Below are 25,512 nucleotides of genomic sequence, written 5' to 3' on the forward strand. Positions count from 1 at the left end.
TGATATCTGGATATTTTAACTGTGAATGCTTTAATCCGGAAATTATTTTCCGGGAAGTTGATTTAATCTGGAAACTGATTCTGTCAGAATTATTTCTGCATGCGGATAATTTCGTATCTGCTTTCCAGTACGTTTCAGCCTTAATCTTTAACCGCTGCCCTGCTCTTTAACCACTGCCTGTTCTTTAACCGGAGCCTGCTCTTTTGCACAGCCGGGTTTTATCTGTTCAAACTTTGCCTGGTTTATTTTTTCAAGTTTTGCCTTATCCTTTTCGAGACAGAAAGCCCTTGAAACCACATCAAGGAACTCTTCGTTTCCGAGTTCTGCAGCCTGACGGAGGACTTTGGTAGGCTCGGCAAGGATCTTGTTAACGATCGAATGAGTGAGGTCGTCAAGCACTTCGGTTTCGATCTCCCCTATGGTATGATAGGCGCTGAGCCGGTTGACTGCTTTTTCCCTTTCCCTTACACGGACATCATAGACCTGCCTGTAAAGCTCGGAAATCAAACGGTCGGCTTTCTGGCGTTTGTACTGGATATTTAAAAGTCGGATTTCTTCCTGGATAATAGCTTCAGCCTTTTTTGCTTCTTCTTTTCGCATCTTCAGAGTTCTTTCGCTTATGACCCTCAGGTTATCGATATTGCAGAGCTCGACATTTTCAAGCTCCACAACGGATTCCTCAATATCCCTGGGATTTGCGATATCGATAAGAAGTAGCTTTCTGTCCCTGCCCTTCACGGCTTCCTCAATGATATCCCGCGTAAGGATATAATGGGGAGCCCCGGTGCCGCTGATCACGACATCCGCGCCCGGAAGATATTCCCTGATATCGTCAAGCCTGACTGCATGCCCACCAAGTTCGTAGGCAATTTCTTCAGCTCTCTTATAAGTGCGGTTTGCAATGTAAATGGCTTCGATATCCTTTTCGGCAAGAGCCTTTGCGACCAGGACTCCTATTTCTCCGGCTCCGATTACGAGCACGGATTTCCCCGTGAGCCCTCCGAAGATATCTTCAGCAAGATCCACAGCCGCAGAGCCTATGGAGACCGAACCTTTATTGATCCGGGTCTCGTTTCGGATTCGCTTGCCTACCTGGATAGCCTTGTCAAAAGCCGTATCAAGGACTTTGCCTGTGGTTCCGGCTTTCTTTGAATAAGCGTAGAGATCCTTTATCTGCCCGAGTATCTGGTCTTCTCCTACAATCATGGACTCAAGACCCCCTGCAAGCCTTAGCAGGTGTTCCAGGGACTCGTCATGCCCGTAAAAGTCAATGATATGGGTGGAAGCTCCCATTTCTTTTGCAAAAGAGAAAAGTACACTGCTGCTTTTGGGGGAAACAACATAAATTTCAACACGGTTGCAGGTTTTTAAGACGACGCACTCGTATACATACTCATGGTTGTACAGGTTATTAAGCAGCCCGTCCAGATCTCCGTGCCAGGCGGACTCCATTTCCTCAACCTTTGCTTTTTTATGGGATATAACCATACTTGAGATTTCTGTCACAGAGAGCCTCCGGATAGAATGAATACAGGAAATAAAATGAATAATATAAGGAGTTGTAAATTAAACTTGTCCGGAAATCCTCAGCCATTTTTTTTACTAAAGGGTTTCCATTCAACTGACAAATATCCAAAGTGTTTTCTTTCATATCAAAACGTGTTTATGGTTATCGAAGCATTTTCAATATTACTGAAGCGTTTTTATTGCCATCAAAGCATTTTCAATATTACTGAAGCATTTTTATTGTCATTAAAGCATTTTATCATCATTAAAGGATTTTTCATTCAACGAACGTTAATCAGAGTGATCCGAGGTTATCGGAATTCTCCGAGATTATTGCATATGCATTTTCTGCGGCCTTCTCGTAAGATTCGGAAAAGCCATTCCAGACACTCTCACTTTCCAGGACTTTCCAGAGAAGCACTTTCCTTTTCCTCTGCTCCTTTACGTGCAGTTTGAGGTAAGTCCTCAATTCGTCCTGAAGCCGGATCATATCGGAATATGCGGGAGTTATCACCCCTTCAATCTGCCTGCGGGTGTATTTCGAGACAGCAGGACTGCGCCCGAGGGTGGAAATCCCTATCACAAGGTCACCTCTTTTTATAACCGAGGGGATTACAACATTACCTAAAGCATCCACCTGATTAATCAAAATATCGCTTTCCCCTGCAATATCAGTGATTTTTCGGTTAAGTTCGGAACTGCTGGTTGCAGGAATGACAAGAAAAGCTCCTGAAATGATTTCCCTTAGCTCGGAGTCCCCTGCTGCTGTAAGGTCAAGCCTGAGCAGCTGAACCTGCCCTGATGCCCCGAGTTCCTGTAGCCTTTCGGAGAAGTCAAGGCTGACGATAACAGTATCTGCGCAGCCGCAGAAAAGTTCAGCCTTGCGCTCCCCAACGGAGCCACCCCCGAAAATCACGACTTTCCTGCCTGAAAGGTCAAGCATCAGGGGGATAAAATTATTTGTTTCAGCCATTTTCAGGGACCTCGAGATACAAAGTAAATAAACACCTGATGGGTTGTTAATATAATTAATTAGGAGATAGTTAATAATCTTTGATAAATTCGTAACAAATAATAGATAAACTCTTGGGAAACGCCTTAAAGTCAACCTTAAAGTCACTTTTACAGCCAGCTTTTACAGCCATCCTTTAAAGCCTGACTCCTGTTTTCTTGAATTCTCTATCACTGAAGAAAAGCGTATAATCCTTAATCCCGGTAGCTTCCGAGATCCTTTCAGCAACTTCTTTGCAGTCTTCGGGGGTATAGGAATGGACCATTGTAAACAGGTTGTACTGCCAGTCGGGATAGCGAGGGCGTTCGTAACAGTGCGTAACTTCGGGAAATTCGGCCATGATATTCCCTACCGTTTCGATCTGCTCATCAGGAACATTCCAGACACACATTGCATTGGCTTTTATGCCTATGGCTCTGTGCCCGATTGAAGCCGCAAAGCGACGGATCTTCCCGGCATTCTGGAGGTTTTTAAGCCTGTCAACAACCTCCTGTTCACTGATTCCAAGCTCAGAAGCAAACCCTTTGAAAGGAGAATGAGTGATAGGAATTCCATCCTGCACGAGTTTTAGCAGTTGTACGTCCGTTTTATCCATAATTTCACCTGATATCAAACTTTACCTGAATCTTAAACAGGTGCTTTGTAGGAAGATCAAGAAGAGGACAGCCTGTTTTCTCCCGAATTTCGCTGAGAATCCTCTCAAGCCTGTTTTTATTAGGAGCAGAAAGCGTAAACCAGAGATTATACTGTGCAGCACTTCTGAGATAATTATGAGAAACTTCGGGATACTCGTTAATAAAAATAGCAATTTCCTCTATGCGGGACTCAGGCACTTTCAGGGCTACAAGAGTACTTACGCCCCCCATATTTCTCGTGCTGAGGACAGGGCCTACCCTTCTTACCGCTCCTTTCCTGTTGAGTTCACGCAGCCTTTCAATGACTTCGGTTTCCGAAAGCCCGAGAATCTCGCCTAACTTTGCAAAAGGTTCGACTTCGAGAGGGACTTCCTGCTGGATAAGGTTGAGGATTTTTTTGTCGGTCTCATCAAGTTCTACTACCGGAACTTCCCTGTCAGTATGATCCATATCACAGGAAAAATCGACAGCCTCTTTCCGGAGCTGATCTTTTAAACTTTCAATGCCAATCATCTGGATCACTATCACTTTTTTCCGGGCCTGTATATGCAGTAAGGCTCTTCTTCGAGATAGTCGCCTGTTGCAGCATAGGCTCTTGCCCTGCAGCCTGCACAGACTTTTTTGTATTCGCATATCCCGCACTTTCCCTTGAGCTCTTCGGGATTTCTCAGTTTCCTGAAGACCTCGGAGTCTTCCCAGACCTCTTTGAAAGGCTGCTCCCTTATGTTTCCGGCGAGTACGGGGAGATAACCGCAGGGATAAACTTCTCCGACGCTTGAGATGAAACAGAAGCCAGTCCCTCCGAGGCAGCCCTTCGTCATGGCTTCGTAGCCGTGGGTCTTTACGGAGATTTCAATACCTTCTTTTTTTGCCCGCTGGCGCATTATCCTGAAGTAGTGGGGGGCACAGGTCGCTTTCAGCTGGATTTCCGATTCTTTCTGCATATCATAGAACCAGTGCAGGATACGCTCGTAGTCTGCAGGAGAAACCTCATCGGACTCTTCTCCCCTGCCTGTCGGCACAAGGAAAAAGACATGGTACGCAACTGCCCCGAGCTCTTTTGCAAGCTCAAAAGTCTTCGGGATTTCCTCAAGGTTGCGCCTCGAAATCGTGGTATTGATCTGGAAAGGAAAACCGGCTTTCCTGAGGACTTCGATGCCTGCAAGCGTCCTTTCAAAAGCTCCTGGCATCCCGCGGAACTCGTCATGTGTCTTTGCATTTGCTCCGTCAAGGCTGATACTGAGCCTCTGCACTCCGGAATCTCTTAGTTTTTTCACAACTTCCGGAGTCAGGAGGGTCCCGTTCGTTGCAAGCACCACGCGAAGCCCGGAATCAGTCCCGTACCTGGCAATTTCAAAGACATCCGGTCTGGTAAGAGGCTCACCTCCGCTCAGGATGAGGATGGGTTTTCCAAGTTCGGCAACCTCGTCAATGAAATGTTTAGCTTCTTCGGTAGTAAGTTCCCCTTCGGGAACCGAGGAGGTGGAAGCTCCCCTGCAGTGCACGCAGTTAAGGTTGCAGCCCGCAGTGAGTTCCCATGCAATAAGCCTTGGTGGATTTGTCATGGCAATCATGAATTAAGGGTTTTATTGATGACAGTCAAAGGTCAATGAAGGTTACGGATTAACGATAATAATGACGTAAGAATCATAACCTGAAGACTGAATATAGATAAGGATTAATTTTACTGATAGTTAATCTTATTGAAACTTGAGAGACCATATTAATAAAGTAATATTAATATTCTGTCATTTCAAACAGGAACCTGTAAAAAATAACGGGAAGTCAGGTTTATTTGACTGAAGCCCGAAGATTTTGCTATCAAACGCTTAAAATCCCTACCGGCTCAGGACAGAGGAGTTCGGGAAGCTACATCGGCCTTGCCGTCTGCACTCCGGTGGAGAGAACATTTCAGGAAAAACATGGCCGTCAGCGGGAAGCCTGGCACCGGCGATGAATTAAGTAGAAAATAACTTCTTACCAGATCTAACTATTTGTTATTCTAGTATGCTATTAATGCGCTTCGGTTTTTACAGTAATCAGTTTGAGATTTTTCTTGCAAGCTGAGATGAAAAAATATGCAGTTGGGTCTGTGGGTTTGTGTCCCAATAAGGGCTGTTTAAGAAAACTATACATTGGGGAGGAGTTTGTTCCCTGCCATACAAAATATGATTTCAGTGATGTGGAAATTTGTTAGAGAATACCTGGATAAGCTCCCTCTCAAACCGTTTCCATCATTATCATTATTGGATCCTCATTTTCCGAATCTATATCTATGACAGCTGTGCTCCAACGATGTAAGGGTACTGAGAGAGTTTCTTCTTCAATACCGTTATCCAGAGTAATCTTGAATGTATATTTTTTCATTCCAATAGAATATAGAAGACTAAACGGTTTTGCTTCTGAAACCCTTTCATCCGGATAAAGCTTGTATGATTCCTTGAACATGGAACTGTTGTGCGAGTCCAATATTTCTACAGTTACTTCATTGGTCCCTGCATCATTATTTCTGATTTCAAAAAAATTAGGTAAAGCCGGACCACCTAGAAGAAATATCAATGCATAATAACCCACAATTGCAACTATGGGTATGATCAGCAAGAAGAGAAGTATTTTTCTGACATTTTCCATTTGAAATCCCCCTATAAATCTATACAAAATATTGACAAAAGTAGAATTTTTACTACAAAACTCCTTTATTATTATCCATTTCACTGCTGTTTATATCCTGGAGAGAAGGATCGGACAAGCCTCAAATATTCGCAAACCTAACATAACTATGCATCCAGACATAACGGAGTCCAAATCTATCTGAAGGTTCGTTTGAACTCCATAAACCACTAGAAGTTAACTGTTTATGAATTTTCCGACCAGAGTCTCTAACAATCAAAAAGGATGTTGGAGTTCAGATTATCTTCTTCAGCAGTGATACTTAATGGTAAATTGTTTGATACCCTGGGCAGAAAGATTATATGTCCATGGCTATTGCCAGTATTTTGTACAGAAGATTTTACGATTGAATACCTGCAGACTCAACCTGAGCGGAAGGGGAAACAAGATTGGAAACCTCTCAGGTTAATATCAGTTGCTGCCATCCTCCAAGTTGTTCCCATCTTATTTCTTCCCCATATGGGTTCGGATAATCAAATTCTCGTTTGAACACAATTATCGTCTGAACGTCATGTTCCATGCCATTTTCTAAATCGAGAGTTGCTTCATAATTGAATGGTTTCCGGTACGTTAGATTAATATATTCTTCATAAATTAGTGAATAAGGTATTTCTGTGTCCACATCTGGTTTATATCCCCTCGAAAGGATCTGGACTCTGGCTGGGATAACATCAGTTTGTGAATTTTCAGCAAAACTGTAGTCATAGGCCTGTTTATTTCTGTAATTAATATCCATCGATAGAGTAACCTGTGTGTGCGTTTCATTAATTTTAGAGGAATTATACCAGCTGAAATCAGTAATTTCTACATTGTTCCCGGAAAGACCGGATTCAAACGGGAAGTACCAGGCAACAATTGCAATCAAAGATATTATAGTTAAAATGCCTAAGCCTATAAGGGCTTTTTTCAACAGGGATCTTTTCTGTAAGTAATATGCAAGGCCAGCTCCTGCCAGAAGAATAAAGATATAAATTGGTATGGAGGAAGAAGGGAGGTTATCGTCTCCTTTTTTATTATTTAAAAAAATATTCTCTTTGATAGTGTTGCTTTTGTTTGAATAGTGTAAATAGAATATGCCGTACTCCTTATTAGAACTAAAAGTGTTGTTTATGACAAGGTTATTGCTGGAATAGTCCATTGAAATAGCATTGGAATTGTTAGAGAAGAAATTTCTAATTAAAGTATTTGTATCAGAAGCCTGAAGATAGACACCAGAGTTTCCATTTTCTATTAGAATGTTATCTTTTAAGTTATTTGACTCTGAGATCCATAAAAGAAAGCCAGATTGTTTGTTGTTGCCAGCAATGTTATCCACTATTATATTTTCGAGAGAAACGATTAGGCAAAGCCCGTATTTGTTCGTAAAAAACTGGTTATTTGTTAAGTTATTGGCATTTGCTTTACGGAGAGCAATCCCATAGTTTTCATTGTTACTGGCATTGTTGTTGGCTAAAGTATTTTGATTTGATAGATTCAGGTAAAGCCCACGTTTATTTCCAATGATGAGATTATTCGTCAAATCATTGTCTGCCGAATTAATCAGATAGATTCCATGCAGAGTGTTTGAAAATAGAGTATTATTTTCAATACTGCATCTGGAAGAGGCATTTAGAACAAGACCATCCTGAACATTTGAAATGATATTATTTTGAACAAGCGAGTTACTGACCCCGTCCAATAAGATTCCCGAGGTTTGATTTTCACTGCTGTTCCCAGAAATTGTCAAGTTGGTTATTTCTACATTGTCTGATGTAACATGGATTATCGGTAGAGAAGAGAAGTCAGGGTTTATAATTACATCTTCCGGGTTGCGAGAAATAGAACCGATTTTTAATTGTTTATCGATAGTAAGAGTTTCCGAATAGTTTCCTTTGTAGATCAGGATTGAGTCATTTTCCTGTGCAAAGTTTATTGCTTCCTGTATAGAAGAATAGTCTGCTCCTCCACTGTCATCCACCGTAATCGTAGTAGCAGATGCGCAGTTGATTGTAAAAATAATCAGCAACATGGTAAATAAATTTTTGAGTTTCATACTATAACCTTACGTACTTGTAGAAAAAACAAGAAACGGATCAAATGGATCTCATTTAAATATTTCACGTTATTCTCTTATCCCAAGTAGGAATATTCAATTGATGATGTATCAGTCGACCCTGTGAACTCATAGACATTTTCTTCATAGTTAAATAAAGGATTACTTGTATAGTACTAAAACATCGTGCTTTCACCAGTCCAAGTATTTGGATCATTTAGTTGGAAGTGTCGGCTGCTTGTATAATATCCTCTAAGAACTGCTGCATAACAAGTACCGTAGAAGCTTTCTTCTGTGATTGGGTTATTGGTTTCGTTTTTTCCATTGTCCCTCAGTTAGTTCTCAAACCCCTCGGGTTCATCAAAATCAATATCAATTGACATAGTGTAATAGGCTGGATAGTTACTTTCTTTGGCATGAAAGTACTGTAATTTGAAAAGTATTTTCATTTCTTTGTGTCTGTTATTCGAAGAATTTCATGTGAGTTTTTTATGTATTTTCTGTAATAAACACATTGAATTCTCCACTTTCATTGATTAACTCAAAGATTACCGTGTTTGTAAGGTGTGGAGTTGAATAATAGGTCGCGGATATATTCTCAGATACAATATGGTAGTTATAATCCCCGGATGCGTAGTGCAGATACCCATCCTTAAATGGGTTTGACCATTTTAGTAAAAGCCTATTTGGTTTTTCTACACTTACCTTTTGTCCCGGGTTGAGTTGATAATATGTTTCTTCAAAATACTCTCCATTATATCCAGTGATTTTGACTGTTGCATTATGTGGGTGTTCGTCACAATTCTTAATTGTATATAGTGGTTCGATTGTCGTGAACGCCAGCGGTGCCATTATAAGAAGCATTATCAAAACAAAGAAAATCAGAATAATGGCTATTATTATTTTTAATATATTCAATTTATCACCCATAAAAAAATAATGGAAATTGATCCATTAATTTAATTATCAATTCCATATTGTACATCATTTGCACAATCTGAACACCAGATATTTGTTCCGAAGTATGCCCAGTTATAGTTCATTATGCATTCAGGGTGCTCGTTAATGTACGTCCCTTGATCTAAAGCACCAAAGTTATGTGAAATCTCATGTTGTACAATGCTATCATGTGGCCAATCCACTCCTGATGCTTCAACTGCACAAAGACTGTATGGTCCGTTTCGTTTTGCGATTCCATTATGATCTAGAAGATCTACCCATCCAAGAACAATGTCGTTGTCGCTATCTCTGATGTATGAGCAATCATCTATTAGGTCATCAAGAATATTTGATGCATTATATCGATCATATAATTCGTCACCTGCATCCCAACTGTCATAATGCCATACTCTATATACATCTATTCCAAAGTCCTCGAATCTTTCACTTCCATCTATTGTGTCTTGATAGTAGTTTTGACGTGGTTTATGAACACTATCAATTGCTGGATAGACATGCACGTATATTCTGTCGTTTACTTCTTTAGGATTCCAAGAAACTGAGCGTACTAAGCAGTCTGTAACAGTTGATGATATGGATGAATCAGACAATTCAATGTCACCATTCTCTACAAATATTTTTATTTGTTCAGTTGGAATTGCTTTACCATCAACAATATCTATTTTTGGATTTGACGGATCAACACCATATTTATCAAAGTAATCTTTTTCTGCTTGTTTAACGATACTAAGCATTTCAGATTCACTTATTATCATATCATAATCTATTCCTTCTTTCATATTCTCGAGTGGTTTACCATCTTCAGTAACTATAACTTTTGTATCACCATTTAGAATTGTTTCCTTCAAGAAGTTAGGCAACTCACCTCTTGCAAATTTTATATCGTTTTCACTTATATTATGTTTGAGATACAAATCTTGCAATTCTGCATCAGTATAAGTTATACTGTTTTCTATTGAAACTTCATTAGAATTCTTTTCAGTTTCGGCATTCGCAGCCGGCAAAAAAGCCGTGCTAATTAGGAATATTGCCGCAAGTAGCGCACCAACTCCAAATTTTCTGTTTGCAATCATTCTTTTACCTCTTTTTGTTACTCCAGAGGCAGAATCAGGCAAGCCTTAAATAACCGCAAGGCTAACACTAACCCATGCCTCCGGGCACAACGGAGTTCAAATCTACTCTGGAAGGTGCGTTTGAACTCCACAAACTATTTTCTGAGATATCCTATATAAAGTATAAAGTTTTTCACCATATCATCTAACAATAAACGCTGAATTTACGATTACTTTCATCAGTTGTAACACTTTATGTGAAAAATTACATGATGATTTTGACAGAATGATTGTAACTCCCAAATGTCGCCAGTACTTTTTTACAACAAAAAAGAATGTGAAGTCTGTAACTTCACCGCTTATTTTATTCGTTCTAAAATTTCTCGGATATCAGGAGAAAGATTCTGCAATATTAAGTAGCTCCCCCTTATCAAGAGAAGAAAAAATAGTAATTTCGAGTTCCCCATCTTGCCAGGCCAGAGCTTTCATATTTCCTCCAAATACCGAAGAAATCGTACCGGACTTGTTATTGACCGGAACAGGCGCTCCTTCACTTTCAAAATCCTGAGTTTCAGGTAAACTCTGTTCAGAAATGCTTTCTACAATACGTATTTCGTCTTCCCCATTCGTATATACCAAAGTGACCTTTTCGCGAGGGTATTCTGCAAAAATGCTGAAGCCGCTATGGAGAAAAGTGGAATAAGGCCTATCGATACCGGAAGATACCGTAGAATAATTAAATTCATATCCTTCCGGGAGATATTCAGGGATAAGTATTTCAAAATCAGTAAGTTGTTTTGCTTCTTCAAGCGTCATTTTTTCAGGCTCATTTTTGAAGTCTTCCGGCTCCAATACCTTTACCTGTGCCCCATTCGGAATATTAAACTCAAATTCAGAATCCGGAATTCCCGTATTCAATTTCAGGTCCCGAATTTTCATGTCAAGATAAACATTTCCTTTGCTGCCATATAGTTCATACCCGAGAAGCATCCGGTTTTCGCTGTCGACCCATATTCTTGATTTCCATTGAAGTGATTCATTATTCTCAGAAGGTGTGAGCTCAAGCAAATATACGCTTTCCCCATCTATATTTTCGGTCCCGAGGAGGGAAGGGGACCTCCCACTAAGGACGAACCCGTTCAAAAAACCAGCGTAAACATCAGGCTCAAAAAGTTTCAAACCGTCAAAATCATCCGAAGTTTCCGCTTTGAAAACAGTCTCGGATTCGGAACTGTAAATCCATTGGAAATCTCCGTCAGAGACCATAATTATTTTCGTATCATTATCCGGACCTAAAAGAATCATTTTCATTAAATCAGGCTTTTTCCAGACAACTTCATATATTTCCGGATTCTGCCCTCTTGAACTTGAATTTACATACATTGTGAAAGAATAGTCTTCAAGACTATCCATTTTCATCTGCATGTTATATACGACTTCTTCACCGTCGAGCCGTATGTCAGATGTAACCCCTTCAACAACGGATTTCTCCCCACAACCTGAAATAAAAATGGATAGAGATGCCAGGAACAGGATGAGCAGTAAATATCTTTTGGATTTATTCTTCATATAGAGTTCTCCACAGATTATTAAATTAACAAACGGATTTGCATGATAATGTCAGGTCATATCAGGTCATGTCAGGTCATGTCAGGTCATGTCAGGGAATAAGCTCAGATCCCACTACTTCAGCTTCTGCAGTCCAGTCAGGCAATCTGTTCACCTTTTCAATCGATCTCACTGTCCCGTTTGGCGTGTCAATAGTTATTATGTAGAATTCTCCGCCTGTAATTTTAGAAGAAGTGGATATTACGGACCCGTTCAGGGAATCAGCTTCCATGTAAAGATCTTCCAGAGAGTCGGAAGGTCCAACGGTTTTTAATGTACCGTTTTGCAGCTCAACAGTTACTTCGTGAATATACCAGCCATTAATCCGGATATATGCGACGGATTCCCCTGTTTCATTGAAGATTCCAACTTCATAGGTATATTTCCCTTTTGTCAGGTTTTGAAAATCACTATCATTCACGTATATTTTTCTTAATATTTCCGATCCGGGCTCTCTGTGAATCCCTCCATAATTATCAACGTCATTCATACCCAGGGGCAAATATCCGGATTCATAGAGGGATAAAAGAAAAATTGCCGAGAGAAAACCAAGAATCACCAGCATAAACCATTTACTTCCGTCCAGAATTATTCCTCCCTGACCATCAGTAGCTTTAAATGTTCTGTAACTTATCAAGATTTATGATATATAGGTATAGAATCATAGATGTACAGAGTTATAGGTACAGAGTTATAGGTACAGAGTTGTAGAGTTACAGAATTCTAAATGTTACTGTTTTTTCCGGGCTACCCAAACATATCCATGAAAGAAAAATGAAGGGAAAAGAAGCCATAAAGAACAGCATCTTTTACGTCTTAAAAGACTCAACCCATTCAGGCCTTTCAGGAGGGTTATTCTCTAACATTTCTCTCCATTCTTCATCAGTCAACCTTTCTCCTGAAGGCTGCCAGAACTCATAATAACTCATTACAGGACCTGCTCCAAGAACTATCCTGCCGTCAGGCTGTTTATAAGCTACAACCATCAGGTCCAGTTTTCCGGTTCCTTCTTCCAAAACACTCCCCAGATTTGTGTAGACATCCGCAACCATGACAGAGCTCTGGGCATCCCCATCGATGTCCTCAAGCATTGGAGCTATATTCTGGTCGAAATTTCTAATGAACTCGTACTCTTCATCCGTCAGCTCTTTATTTTCAAGCTCTTTAATCGAGATTTCCAGCAGTTTTTCGAGGGTTTTTTCAAGAGTTGTAAAGTCTTTATCTGACTGCTCATCAAGCACTTCCATTTCAGCCAGCCCGGCATGTGCCATTCTGGTAAGGGCGAGCATCCTTGCATAAAATTCAGGTACCGGCTCCACATAGCCTTGGACCGGTTTTTCCTCCGGGGGCACATAGGGTGCACCTGTAGAGTAAGCCTGCTTTGCATAGAGAATAGTATCATGCCTTAGTTCGGTCCAAGAGGCGAGGGCGGTGTTAAGCTGCTTATCTTCCCAGGCTTCGGTCTGCATAAAGGCAGGATAGCCCGCCGGATAACTTACCAGAAGGGGCTTTAAGGCATATAGTTGAGCCCAGTAAAGGTTTTTATTCCACTCATCTTCATCAAGAGCTCCAAATTCATTTCCAAGGGATCGGTAACGTGCTTTATAACCTTCGCTTTCGGAAATATTCAGGTTTATAAGATGTTCTCTGGCTCTTTCAGAACCGAGAAGATACATTATATTCAGAGCAGGAGGATGCAGAACCTGGAGAATATAGGAGTCCGGAACATATCGTTGGCCCATGAACCTGAAACCCTTTGTGGCATCAAGAGTTTCATTTTCAGTATCTGGACCTGAAGGAATTATTTTCCCTGTTCCGCCGTAGATTTTCGGATTTTCATATTGTTCCAGCTCGGTTTTCAGTGCCGTGAGGTTTTCGTCGTCGAAGCTTACCCTTTCTCTATTGCCCCCAAAAACAGCATCCAGAGCTCTTGCGTATTCATAGGGCCCGAGGTCATCGGAAAAACCGACATAGAAAGCTGTTACGTCGTAGATCCGATCCCATCTGACCCGGAGGTTTTCGTCCCTGTCAAAATGGTCAGAAATTAAAAGGGCCTGAATAGTCTGAATTTTTGCTTTCTTTCCTGATACTTCCATAGCTGATTCTTCTGCTGTTGAGCCTTCAACTATTGAGCCTTCTGTAGCTAAGCCTTCTACTGTTTGCTCTTCTGCAGTGATAAGATCCGACCGGAGCAGCATACTTATTCTACCGTGCCACATCATGGCCTTGAAGTAGTTCATCAGTTTTTCAGAGGACGTATAGTGTCCTCTTGGAACGTACTGTGAGTAATCTTCTTCATACAGGAAAATCGGAGAGAGAGCAAATCCTTCGTGGGCTTCTATCAAAGCAAGTTCGGCTTCAACCTCTTCTTTTACAAATGAAGGGACTTCAAAGCTGTATTCTTCGGAACCCTGATCCTCTGTAGATTTGACTTCGATCCTGTTCGGGTCCGGTTTCTCTTCAAGCAAACTAAGGGCAACTGCAAAATATGCAACATTTCTTCTTGCAGCCTCTGTTACTTCTTCAGATGAAGAATTGTTTTCTTTTGCCTCATTATAGTCCTCTATGGAAGCTTCAAGAAAAGCTTTATCAAGTTCCCGGAGCTTATCGTAAAACTCCTCTTCTTCGACTCTTTTTAAAGTTTCATCAAACTGGATATGATAAAGGTGAAGAAGAGAATCCGTTGTGATGAAGATCGGGACCCCAGCCACTTTAAGGCTCCTGTAAGTTGCATTTACCTGCTCCGCTTTAAATCGGTTCTCAGTAACCTCATTTTCAATTACAACAAACCCATTTTTGTACAATAAGTTCCTGTTTTCGTTTGTAAGGGGGATCTGTTGGGTGAAATAATAATAATTCTCAAGCTCTGAAGCCTTCAGGGGCAAAGGGTAAGCAGGAACATCAGCCTCAAACTGCAGGTTTTCTTTCCTGTAATATCCGGAAAAGGCGCTTTGTTTTTTAAGTTCAAGGGCATTGCTCTTTTCAGAGAAATCCTCTACAGAAATAGTTTCCCTGGTATCATTAAATGAACCATCCAGTCTATCAGTCATTTTTTCCGAGAATGTCTCTGTAACAGGGTCGCTATTGTTAGTGTTCAGGTTACCCGTCATTTCTTCAAGGCTGGCTTCTTTGACTGGTTCGCTGCTGTCAATGCAGCCGGATCCGGAAATAAGAGTTATTACCAGCAGGAAGATAAATATCGATACCTTTATTTTCAATTCAAATCCCTCACATCTTTAATTTGGTTTTAGCGAACAAACTCAAAAAAGAAAGTAAAAAAGATAGCCTATTCAGAATAGCATCTTTTACCCCCTGAAGGAACTTGTCCACTCCGGTCTTTCAGGAGGGTTATTATTCAGCATCGATCTCCATTCTTCATCAGTCAACCTTTCTCCTGAGAGCTGCCAGAATTCATAATAACTCATTACAGGGCCTGCTCCAAGCACTATCCTGCCGTCAGGCTGTTTATAAGCTACAACCATCAGGTCCAGTTTTCCGGTCCCTTCTTCCAGTACTCCAGCAGGAGAAGTATAAACATCCGCAACCAGAACAGATGTCTGGGACTTTATATCCACATTCTCAAGCATTGGAGCTATATTCTGATCAAAATTCCTGATGAATTCATACTCTTCCTCTGTTAGCTCTTTGTTTTCTAGCTCTTTAATCGAGATATTCAACAGCCTTTCAAGAGTGTGTTCAAGAGTTGAAAAGTCGTTATCCGACTGCTCATCAAGCACTTCCATATCATTTAATCCGGCATGTGCCATTCTGGTAAGGGCAAGCATCCGGGCATAAAATTCCGGAACTGGCTCCACATATCCCTCTACAGGTTTTTCTTCCTGAATTTGAGGAGAGCCCATGAAGTAAGCCTGTTTTGCATAGAGTATAGTGTCGTGCCTGAGCTCGGTCCAGGAAGCAAGGGCGGCATTAAGCTGTTTATCTTCCCAGGCTTCGGTCTGCATAAAGGTAGGATAACCCGCCGGATAGCTTACAAGGAGGGGCTTTAAGGCATATAGTTGAGCCCAGTAAAGGTTTTTGTTCCAGTCTTCTTCATCAAAAGCTCCGAATTCATTTTCAAGAGATTGATGGCTGAGTTCATATTCTTCGTTTTCGGAAATACCCATATTTTTAAGGTGTTCCGTGGCTCTTTCAGAACCGAGAAGATCCATGATATTCAGGGCAGGGAAACCGAGCTTCTGGAAGATATAGGAATCAGGGGTATAGCGCTGACCCATGAGCCTGAAGCCTTTTGTAGCTTCAAGAGTTTTGCTTTCAGTTTCGGAGCCTGCCTGAATTATTCCACCGGTTCCGCCGTAGATTTTCGGACTTTCATATATTTCCAGCTCGGTTTTCAGTTCTGCCAGGCTTTCGTTGTCGAAACTCACTCCATGTCTATTACCCCCAAAGACGGTATCCAGGGCTTTTGCATATTCATAAGGCCCGAGGTCGTCGGAATAACCGACATAAAAAGCCGTCACCTCGTAAATTCTATCCCACATATCTCGGAGCTCTTTGTCCCTGTCAAAATAGTCGGAAATTAAAAAAGCCTGAATAGTCTGAATTTTTGCTTCCTTTTCCGGATCTTCTGCAGAAATCATATCCGATTGGAGCAGCATACTCATTCTGCCGTGCCACATCATGGCCTTAAAATAGTTTTGTAGTTTTTCAGAGCGAGTGTAATGTCCTCTTGGGGTGTACTGCGAGTAATCTTCTCCGTATTTGAAAATTGGAGATGTTCCTCCTTTTTGAGAGTCTATTAAGTTCAATTCATCCTCTACATCGGTTTCTACAAAAGAGGGGACTTCGACACTGTATTGTTTTGCTTCCTGAGAATCAAAGAGTAGGATTTCTCCCGATTCTTCCCATGACTGCCCTACCTGGTAAGATTCCGGTTCAAGAAGCTTCAAAGCCACTACAAAATATGCAACATTTCTTCTTGCAGCTTCCTTTTCCAGCCCTGAAGCACTGTCATAATCCTCTATGGAGGCATCAAGGAGAGCTTTGTCAAGTTTCCAGAGCTCGTCGTAAAATTCCTCAGATTCCGCCCTTTTTAGCGTCTCATCAAACTGGATGTGATAAAGGTGAAGAAGAGAATCCGATGTGATGAAAATAGGAACATCAGCCACTTTCAGGTCTTTATAAGTAGAATTTACCAGCGTATCCCCTGCCCCAGGCAGATTTTCAATGGCCGGCTTCTCAATTACAACAAATCCATTTTTGTACAACAGATACCTGCTTTCGTTCGTCAGGGGAATTTTCTGGATGAAATCGTCATAATTTTCAACTTCAGAAGCCTTTAGAGGCAGGGAATAAACAGGAACACCAGCCTCGAACCGCAGGTTTTCTTTACTGTAATATCCGGAAAAGGAACTTTGTCTTTCAAGTTCAAGGGTATTGCTCTTTTCGGAGAAATTATCTACAGGAACGGTTTTTATGGAATCATTAAATGAATCGCTCTGATTATCTGTTTGGTTATCTGTTATTTCTTCAAAACCGGTTTCGTTAACCGGTTCGCTACTGCTGTCAATGCAACCGGACTCGGAAATAAGTGTTATCGCCAGCAGGAAGATAACTATCAATGCCCTTATTTTCAATGCCTTTATTTTCAAGTCAAATCCCTCAAATCTTGATTTTGGTTTTAGAAGGCAAATTCATAAAAAGTAAGAAAATTTAAAAATTAGAAAATTTAAGCAGCATACAGCAACTGGAGAATGTAAAGTTTAATTTATTACAATTACAACTCCAAAAATCTCCCGGAATGCTGAGCATAACCAAATTGGTGTGGCATGATGAATATCCCTATAGGAAAGACATTATCTCCCACCGAAAAGGTAGTATTTTCCGGATCGTTTAATTGGGCCGAGCTGTTTAATGTAGAATTTTCTATCCCGCCGCTACTCCACGAAGTCAGGTCACCGGGCCGGAAATATGATTTATTATAGTAATTATCAAAACGCACTTTACCTTTCTCGTTGTAGAATTCAACGGAAACGCCATCAAGACCGGCTCTCTTTGCATGTTTTGTCACGATATTGTATATTTCAGTAAGTTCGCTTTGGGAATAGACTGTTTCGTTTCCTTCATAATAGAGTTCTACAGGGAAAATTTGATCCATGGTGTCGGAACCGTAGGCAATTATCGGTCCTTCGGGGTAGAGGTATGGTTTTATTTCGGGGAGTGAACTGTTTTTTATAATTTGTAATGATGAGGAGTTAACTATATAATAAAACCACATTGGAAAGCCAACATCTGTTAGCTGGACAATATCTTTGCCGAAACCAGGTTTATTTTCAGGAAAACAAAATATTGCTGTCTTATCCCAGAGACAAAATACGACCGGGACTTCATCAAGTCCGGCTTTATTAGCGTTCTTTTCCACAACGTTGTAGATATCTTTTAACTTGGTTTCGGGATAAGTTATTTTGTTATCCCCATAGTCATAGAGTTTGATCAAAAAATACCCTGGCATAGGACCGCCCCCGTAGTAAACTATCGGACCATCAGGATAAAGATAAGGCTTTGCCTCGCGAATAGAACTGTCTCTTACAGCCTGCAGGGTTGAACTGAACTCAGTTAGCTGGGAAGCATTTTTAATCGCCGGAACACTTCCATATGCTTGTAACACGTTGGGGTCATATACAGGACTTTCAGGGTTCGTACAGTTTGCAAGAGATTCTTCGCTTAATTTTGAGAGCAGGGAGATTGTTTTCTCCGGACTATCGTGCCAGGTAGAGTATGGTACATCATACACAGGTATCTCTGACCAGCCAGTATTTTCCTCTAAAGTCTTTTCTTCTAATATTTCATTCTGGCCGGACACATTGTAAGTATCTGCAGATGCAGGTACTGAAAGCAGGACTAACGTCAAAAAAATAAGAACTGATTTTTTACCCATATTATCACCAAATCTCCCCTAAAAAAGGTAAGAATAATACTATTTTACAAAATTTTTTTCACCAGTAGTTCCTCTGCCAGAATAATTATCCCCAGCTCTATCCCTAGCTCCAAAACCGATATAACAGTCCGTAAATGTTATAACAACCGTTTCTTCGGTCAATATTTAAGTACCCAAAAAAACACAAATTCGTTCAGCAACACTGCTGAAATTAGCGTTCCTTCAGGTTTCTTCTTTGGTATCACACCTTCAGCCCTTTTCTTTACTCGAGAGGCAGAACCAGAGAAACCAGTACTTCTAAAACTGGTATAATCCTGCCCCAGGAGCATGGAGTTCAAGCGAGTCGGGAAAGTCAATAAGAACTCCATACTTGACATTTAATAGACATTATATAAGTTTTCTAGCCAGATCATCAAACTAATGGTTTTTCATACTCATTGCAAGTATGCAAAGGACCAGTAATTTATGATTGTTAGAGGCTCTGGTCGGAAAACTTATAAGATGCTATTTGCCACAGACGTATTCCATAGATAAAAAAGAACAACTGCGAATCCTCAGTTATTTACGTCAACGTTCAAACCGGCATCTGAAAATCCGGCTTGATGAGAGGCTCGCCTTCGCTCAGGATGAAGATAGTTTTTCCAGGCTATACAAGTTTTGTCAATGACGTGCCTGGCTTCTCTGGTTGTAAGCTCCCCTGCGGAAACGATGATGTAGAAGCTTCTTTGTGGCACACGCAGTTCAGGTTGCAGCCCGTAGTAAGTTCCCATGCAATAAGCCCTGGTGGATTTGTCATGGCAATCATAAATTAAGGGTTTTATTAACGACAGTCAAAGGTTAATGATGGTACAGATTAACGATAACGACGACGTAAGAATCATAACCTGAAGACCAAATATAGATAAGTATTAGTTTTATTGAGAGTTAATCTTATTGAAACTTGAGAAGAGAGCAGGAAAGGTCATTTGAGCGTAAATGCTTTCGAGACACTTATTTTATCCGGGATTATGACCTTTCGGTTACGTTGAAAGTAATTCTGAATCCCGTCCCATGCGTTCTTTTAAGCTCTACTTTTCCATCCAGCTGGTCAACAAGGATATTTACTAACTGCAGACCAAGAGACTCGATGCTTTCCAGCCCCAGATTTTCAGGAATTCCTTTTCCGTTATCCGAAATTGTCAAACTGAAAAGGGATTTATACATTTCGTCACCCTTTTCTTCTCTGCAAAGCTTGACTTGTATTTCCCCTTCCTCTTCCTCAGTGAACGCGTGCTTGAGAGAGTTAGAAATGAGTTCATTAACAATAATTCCTAATGGGACAGCAACGTCCATATCAAAGAGCGTATTATCTTCCAGATCCATGCACAGGAGGATATTTTTACTCTTGAGGCTGTAAGTCTGGAAGAGATTTTCAGCCAGTTTTTGAAGATAAGTAGAAAAGTTCAGAGTATTGTTTTCTCCCCCTTTATAGAGTTCTTCATGGATAAGAGACATTGAGGTTACCCGGTTCTGGCTTTCTCTGAAAGCTTCCAGCACTTCCTTATTTTGGAATCTTTCTGCCTGGAGGTCCAGCAGGGAAGATATTACCTGAAGGTTGTTCTTAATTCTGTGATGAATTTCTTTTATCCGAATTTTATCTATTTTCTCCAGGGCTTCTTTTGCTTCTTTACTCTCTGTGATATCATGGGCGTAAAGATTGACATAACCGGCACCCGGGAACGGAGCGATATCTATCATATATACCCGATTGGCATAGGTGCACTCAAGTTTACGCCGGATGCCATCCCCAAGGGCGGCAACTGAGAGCTCTGTGATTTCTCCGGGAGCTTCCTTACCAATTGCACTGCCCCAGTATGTCAACAACACCTGGGCAGAGGGGTTAGCATAATTGATGATACTTCCCTGGCTCAGGCGCATCACCGGATCGGGATTTTCCTGAGACAGGCGTGCTACTAACTCCAGTTCAGCCTCAATTCTCTTACGTTCGGTAATATCCTGAACTATTCCCTTCACTCGAACAGGGTTTTTCTGCTCGTCAAGGACAACTTCAGCTTGTGAATGGACTGTACGTTCTTCCCCATCAGCCAAGATAATACGGTAATCAATGCCACTTTTGGATTCTTCTTTTAGCCCGTTCAGCCCGTTCCGGATGCTTTTATCTACATAGTCTCGGTCGTCGGGGTGTATATAATTTAAAAGTTCATCATAAGAGGGAGATGATTTCTGAGGACTGCGCCCAAAAATGTAGTACAATTCATCAGACCAGTATCCTCCACCATTTACAAGTTCCCAGTCCCAGTTTCCAATATGAGCCATCTTTTGGGCTTCAGCAAGACCTTTTTCACTTTCTTTCAATGAATTGTAAGCCGTCTCAAGCTCTTCTGTCCGTTCTTCAATTAGTTTTTCCAAATTGTCATGTGCTTCTTTTAGAGCTTCTTCTGCTTTCTTACGTTCAGTAATATCACGTGCAGCTGCAAAAACACCAATAACTTCACCCTTCTCATCTCTATAAACCGAAGAATTGTACAAAACAGGAGTTATATGTCCATCCTTATGCTGGATCTCAAGAGGATAATCCCTGACTTCGCCATCTGTGAATACTCGTCGATAACCTGTACGGGCTTTTTCAGGATCGGTGAAGTACTCTGAAAAATCAGTTCCAATTAATTCGTTTCTGGAATATCCGGTAACCTGTTCGGTAGCGATATTTACATCCATAATTTTACCGTCACGCCCAATGGTTACAAGAGGATCCAGGCTGGCCTCAATCAAACTACGGTTATAGAGATTTGATAATCTGAGAGCCTCCTCAACCCGTTTGCGTTCCGAGATGTCTCTAATGATCTGACTTGTGTTTATATTGCCATCGGCACCCACAAAGAGTTTAGAGGTTGCATCGCAGACTAAAGTTGACCCATCTTTTCGTCTGTATGTCAATTCAGCTCTTGCCCGGCCGGTCAGTCTTCGTTCCTCAAGTGCAGCAGCAAGCTTCTCATCGTTGACTAACAGACCTTCTCTTCCCGCTCGTATAATTTCATCTTCAGTCATGCCAAACATTTGACACGCTTGAGGGTTTGCACAGAGAATAGTACCGTCGGGTTTTGTCAGCATAATTCCATCGAGGCTGTTTTCATATAGAGATCGGTAGCGCTCCTCACTTACCTGCAACGCCTCCTCTGCCTGCTTCCGCTTCTGTTCCTCCTTTTTCCTCTGCAGAACCTGTGTCACCGCAGGTGCGATAGCTTCTAGATCTTCCTGCTGCTCGCAGCTATATCCGCCTTCACGGTTTGCAACCGCTATCAGGCCTATCATTTTTCCGTCCTGGACAAGAGGCACGCCAAGAAACGATGTGAGAGGTGGATGTCCGTCTGGAATTCCGATACTATCGGGATGTGACGGTGGATCGTTAGTAAAGAAGCCTTTCTCATTGTTAATTACACTGCCATACAGGCCTTGGACAGCGAAATCGCTCGGGGAATGCCGATGCCCTGTCTTGTTATACATAGAGCACCGTTCCCATCCCAATTCGCTTTTTGCAACATCGTGCAGCAGCCCGTCAGGCCCCATTTCATTAATGAAACCAAACTCGCTGCCGGTCACTTCCAGGGCTACAGATAGACATACATTTCCCACTTCTTCTTCTGTTTTTGCCTGCACCACATTGCTGAAGATCCGGTTGATTCCCTCAAGAATACGGTTGTATCTGCGTATTCTGTGCTCTTCTTGTTTGCGTTCGTTGATATCATGGGCGACACAAACACTCCCGGCGAGTCTTCCTTCCGAATCATGTAGTGGAGAAGCGATTACTGCGAAATTACCCCCAAGACGATCCTCGCAAACCTCTGCGGTGTGTTCAATCCCGTCCTTAAGTAACTGCTGGTGCGGACAAAAAGAGGGGGGACTGTTTGTCCGATGGATAACGCGATAGCAGGTTAACCCTTCACACTCCTCCGGCGTTATTCCCAATTTTGTCACCATGGCTCTGTTTGCGCGAACAACTCTATATTTATCATCGATTATGGCTATCAAGTCCGGCACAGCATCAAAGGTATGTTTCCAATTTTTTGCAGCCTGAATAGCTTCTTTTTCCGCCCTCTTCCTCCCGGAATTTTCTGTTCGCTCCCATTTTCCTTCCCGTTTGATCAAAGCAAATTGATGGTTTGAGACTACATCAACAATCTCGGCTGTGCTGCACATATCGAGATAATAAGGGCACAGTGCTATTACATGGTGTTTGTCGATAATGGCATCCACTTTATTTTCGTAATCGACAAATCCGTTCCAGCCTTCTTTTTCCAACCAGTGATTGTCCCCTGCAGCCCTAAGTCCATCATAGCCTCTTGCCAGAGCCTGATCGATTTTTTCAACCCAGCTATTTACGACTCTATCCGGGTCGAAAATACCTTCCTTCAGATACCCGTGAGTGTAAGGGATGATTTCGATTTGCCCTTTTTCCAGATAAACATCAAAATCAGGAATAGCCCTTCGAAGGTCTTTTTTTGCCTCTTCTACTTCAAGAGGTTGTGAAATAATCCACACGCAAAGCTCGTTATTTTCCAGTCCTGCTTTGAAATAAGGAACCAGTATGTCCATCAGATCTTCTTCTGTGTGGTAAAACTGGCAGAAGTGCGTTCCCCAAGGCACGTCTCCAATTATATCAATCCCGGATTTTCTCAGGCTTTCTTTCATTCCAAAAGTTTCTCCTACATAACGATGTATAAAGCAAGAATTCCATTTATCTCTATACAGTATGGTCTTGCCTTTCCGTGCTTCATAATTAGACTTTCACTTAAAAAATACTGTGAAGAGCGAGATTTGAAAGGATCAAAGACCTCATTTGGCAAGGGAGGCGACAGCTTATAACGCTATACCAGCCATGGGACAAATAAATATTAATTCTCTTTTATTTATTTTGCTATATATATGGTTTGTCGAGCCTGCGACGGTCATCCGGTTTGCGAATATTAATTGAATCGCATTTCATTATTCCAGCAAGGTCCTGGGATTGATAAAGCCGCTCCTGAGCATATGGTCGGCAAACACCAGGGCAACCATGGCTTCGGCAACCGGCACCATACGAGGAGGAATTGTAGGATCGTGCCGCCCTTTGATTGCGATTTCGGCGTTTTCCCGGGTTGTGAGGTCAACTGTCTGCTGAACCTTTCCTATGGAAGGCGTGGGTTTTACTGCAGCCCTGCAGACGATATCCAGCCCCGTGGAAATCCCTCCGAGGACCCCTCCTGCGTTGTTGCTTGGACAGGTTATTTCTCCTATTTCCATGCGGAAAGGATCGTTCATTTCACTTCCGCGCATGCGAGCTGCCTCAAACCCGGCCCCGATTTCAAAGCCTTTGACTGCGGGGATGCTCATAAGGGCTTTTGCAAGGTCTGCATCAAGCCTGTCAAATACGGGTTCTCCGAGCCCTGCAGGCACGCCTTTTACAATAAGCTCGACAATTCCGCCGACGCTGTCTCCTTCCTGCCGCAGGGCTGCAACTTTTTCAAGCATTTTTTCAGCAGCCTCAAGATCGGCACAGCGCACAGGGGTTTTTTCCACGTTTTCGAGAATTTCTTCAAAAGAGAGGGGTTTTGCCCGGATTCCGCCAAGTTCGAGAACATGCCCTGCAATCCGGACTCCGTAACGGGAAAGCAGAAGCTTTGCAAGAGCCCCGCCTGCAACCCTGCCTATTGTTTCGCGAGCGGAAGACCTGCCTCCTCCGCGGTGGTCCCGAATTCCGTAGCGGGCCATGTAAGTAAAGTCGGCATGCCCGGGGCGGGGAGTATTTTTAATAGCATCATAAGAAGAAGACCTGGCATCCGAGTTCCAGACCAGCATGGAGATGGGAGTGCCTGTACTCATGCCTTCGAAAATTCCTGAAAGGATCTCCACCCTGTCAGCTTCACTTCTCGGTGTGGAAACCTCACTCTGCCCGGGGCGCCTCCTGTCCAGTTCTTTCTGGATGTCGGCTTCGGAGAAAGGAAGTCCTGCGGGCAGCCCGTCAACCACTACCCCGACAGCCCTGCCGTGGGACTCGCCCCAGGTCGTGATTCGAAACATCTGCCCGAAAATGTTTCCAGCCATGCATCTTAACTGGTTTTTTTGCTATTTGATCCTTGGGGTAAAGCTGGCTCAAGATGTACAACCACATCGGTGACGTCTTTATATTCGGCTTTCAGCATTTTGCTTACCCTGTGAGCGATAAGGTGCGCATCTTCAAGCGGCATATCGGGCCGCACAAGCACATGCATGTCTATCCTGATATCTCCCATGCCGCCGCGAGTCCGGATCTTGTGGCAGTCGATAACTCCATCGACTGCCAGGACAAGGTTGCAGATCTCTTCTTCCTCAAGTCTGGACATATCAAGAAGGACTCTTGAGCTCTCCCTCATAATCCTGAATCCGGCCCTGAAGATAAGGAAAGATATGAGAAGAGCAATTACCGGGTCCAGAAGAGGAAACCCGGCTTTTATAGCGACCAGGCTTGCTATAACCGAGAGAGAAACATAGATGTCACTTTTAGTATGCATGGAGTCCGCAATAAGGACCTGGCTTCTCAGGGCTACGCCCTTCCCGTATTCGTAACGGGTGACAAGGTAGTTTATGCCCATTGTCCCGAGCATAATGATAAAGCTCATGGCTGTAACCTCGGGAGCACTCCGCACAAGAAAACGGTCAAGAGCATTCCGGAAGATCTCAAAACCGACAAACAGCAACAAGACAGCTATAAAAATCGAAGCAATTGTCTCGTATTTCTGATGGCCGTAAGGATGCTCCCTGTCAGGAGGACGGGATGCGATATAAATTCCCACAAGCCCCACAATATTGGAGACCCCGTCGAAAAGAGAATGGTATCCGTCCGCGGTCATGCTCAAGGTGCCAGTAAAGGTTCCGTAAATGATTTTAGCAAAAGCTACGGCAAGGTTCAGGAAAAGTACAAGAATAAGAACCTGCTGAACTTTTTTGGACCTATGGATCATCAGATGGCACCCCGGATGTGAACTGCAAAATACAGGAATACGAAACGACAGAAACAAAAGGTTTAGTATAGCCGGAAGAGGCTGCTGTTAGATAGTAACTTACGTTTTATATTATAATATTCTGCTGTCTCTGACTCCCCAAACCGGAGAAAAATAAAAGGAAAA

18 protein-coding genes are annotated in these 25,512 nt (G+C 42.2%); 1 reads left to right on the forward strand and 17 read right to left on the reverse strand.

What is annotated here, in order from left to right:
- Positions 1–147: 147 nt before the first annotated feature.
- The 14 genes from hemA to ACSAZL_RS18015 all read right to left on the reverse strand — a co-directional run bounded on the left by hemA (position 148) and on the right by ACSAZL_RS18015 (position 18,343).
- Positions 148–1,506 (reverse strand): glutamyl-tRNA reductase, encoded by a 1,359-nt coding sequence (gene hemA / locus ACSAZL_RS17950; protein ID WP_440945952.1) that lies wholly within the window; start codon positions 1,504–1,506, stop codon positions 148–150.
- A gap of 295 nt (positions 1,507–1,801) precedes the next feature.
- Positions 1,802–2,479, reverse strand: a complete 678-nt coding sequence (locus ACSAZL_RS17955; RefSeq protein ID WP_440945953.1) for a precorrin-2 dehydrogenase/sirohydrochlorin ferrochelatase family protein — start codon at positions 2,477–2,479, stop codon at positions 1,802–1,804.
- 175 nt (positions 2,480–2,654) lie between these two features.
- Entirely contained in the window at positions 2,655–3,113 is a 459-nt protein-coding gene (gene ahbB / locus ACSAZL_RS17960) for a siroheme decarboxylase subunit beta (RefSeq protein WP_440945954.1), read from the reverse strand.
- A 4-nt stretch (positions 3,114–3,117) separates the two neighbouring features.
- On the reverse strand, positions 3,118–3,666 hold the full coding sequence (ahbA, locus tag ACSAZL_RS17965; RefSeq protein ID WP_440948892.1) for a siroheme decarboxylase subunit alpha: 549 nt from the start codon (positions 3,664–3,666) through the stop codon (positions 3,118–3,120).
- An 11-nt stretch (positions 3,667–3,677) separates the two neighbouring features.
- Positions 3,678–4,727 carry a heme b synthase gene (ahbD, locus tag ACSAZL_RS17970; RefSeq protein WP_440945955.1) on the reverse strand — a complete coding sequence of 350 codons (1,050 nt, stop codon included), beginning with the start codon at positions 4,725–4,727 and terminating at the stop codon, positions 3,678–3,680.
- 646 nt (positions 4,728–5,373) lie between these two features.
- Complete coding sequence (locus ACSAZL_RS17975; protein ID WP_440945956.1) at positions 5,374–5,784, reverse strand: hypothetical protein; 411 nt, start codon at positions 5,782–5,784, stop codon at positions 5,374–5,376.
- A gap of 439 nt (positions 5,785–6,223) precedes the next feature.
- Positions 6,224–7,855 carry a right-handed parallel beta-helix repeat-containing protein gene (locus tag ACSAZL_RS17980; protein WP_440945957.1) on the reverse strand — a complete coding sequence of 544 codons (1,632 nt, stop codon included), beginning with the start codon at positions 7,853–7,855 and terminating at the stop codon, positions 6,224–6,226.
- Between the two features lie 489 nt (positions 7,856–8,344).
- A complete protein-coding gene (locus ACSAZL_RS17985; RefSeq protein WP_440945958.1) occupies positions 8,345–8,785 on the reverse strand; it encodes a hypothetical protein in 441 nt (146 codons plus the stop codon).
- Between the two features lie 29 nt (positions 8,786–8,814).
- Positions 8,815–9,888 (reverse strand): hypothetical protein, encoded by a 1,074-nt coding sequence (locus tag ACSAZL_RS17990; RefSeq protein ID WP_440945959.1) that lies wholly within the window; start codon positions 9,886–9,888, stop codon positions 8,815–8,817.
- Between the two features lie 369 nt (positions 9,889–10,257).
- A complete protein-coding gene (locus ACSAZL_RS17995; protein WP_440945960.1) occupies positions 10,258–11,436 on the reverse strand; it encodes an outer membrane lipoprotein-sorting protein in 1,179 nt (392 codons plus the stop codon).
- A gap of 91 nt (positions 11,437–11,527) precedes the next feature.
- Positions 11,528–12,040: a hypothetical protein gene (locus tag ACSAZL_RS18000; RefSeq protein WP_440948893.1), complete on the reverse strand. Its 513-nt coding sequence runs from the start codon at positions 12,038–12,040 to the stop codon at positions 11,528–11,530.
- A gap of 244 nt (positions 12,041–12,284) precedes the next feature.
- Complete coding sequence (locus ACSAZL_RS18005; protein ID WP_440945961.1) at positions 12,285–14,693, reverse strand: DUF3160 domain-containing protein; 2,409 nt, start codon at positions 14,691–14,693, stop codon at positions 12,285–12,287.
- A gap of 87 nt (positions 14,694–14,780) precedes the next feature.
- Positions 14,781–17,084, reverse strand: coding sequence for a DUF3160 domain-containing protein (locus tag ACSAZL_RS18010; RefSeq protein ID WP_440945962.1), 2,304 nt, complete (start codon positions 17,082–17,084; stop codon positions 14,781–14,783).
- A gap of 125 nt (positions 17,085–17,209) precedes the next feature.
- Positions 17,210–18,343: a hypothetical protein gene (locus ACSAZL_RS18015; protein ID WP_440945963.1), complete on the reverse strand. Its 1,134-nt coding sequence runs from the start codon at positions 18,341–18,343 to the stop codon at positions 17,210–17,212.
- 629 nt (positions 18,344–18,972) lie between these two features.
- On the opposite strand from ACSAZL_RS18015, the gene ACSAZL_RS18020 reads away from it, so the two are divergent.
- The gene (locus ACSAZL_RS18020; protein ID WP_440945964.1) at positions 18,973–19,182 is read left to right on the forward strand and encodes a hypothetical protein; all 210 of its coding nucleotides are present in this window, start codon (positions 18,973–18,975) and stop codon (positions 19,180–19,182) included.
- 193 nt (positions 19,183–19,375) lie between these two features.
- Here ACSAZL_RS18020 and ACSAZL_RS18025 read toward each other — a convergent pair whose 3' ends face one another.
- The 3 genes from ACSAZL_RS18025 to ACSAZL_RS18035 all read right to left on the reverse strand — a co-directional run bounded on the left by ACSAZL_RS18025 (position 19,376) and on the right by ACSAZL_RS18035 (position 25,347).
- Complete coding sequence (locus ACSAZL_RS18025) at positions 19,376–23,059, reverse strand: PAS domain S-box protein (protein WP_440945965.1); 3,684 nt, start codon at positions 23,057–23,059, stop codon at positions 19,376–19,378.
- Between the two features lie 294 nt (positions 23,060–23,353).
- Positions 23,354–24,451, reverse strand: a complete 1,098-nt coding sequence (aroC, locus tag ACSAZL_RS18030) for a chorismate synthase (RefSeq protein WP_440945966.1) — start codon at positions 24,449–24,451, stop codon at positions 23,354–23,356.
- A 5-nt stretch (positions 24,452–24,456) separates the two neighbouring features.
- On the reverse strand, positions 24,457–25,347 hold the full coding sequence (locus ACSAZL_RS18035) for a cation diffusion facilitator family transporter (protein WP_440945967.1): 891 nt from the start codon (positions 25,345–25,347) through the stop codon (positions 24,457–24,459).
- Positions 25,348–25,512: the final 165 nt, after the last annotated feature.

Origin of the sequence: Methanosarcina mangrovi (genome assembly GCF_052057765.1) — an archaeon.
GTDB lineage: Archaea > Halobacteriota > Methanosarcinia > Methanosarcinales > Methanosarcinaceae > Methanosarcina.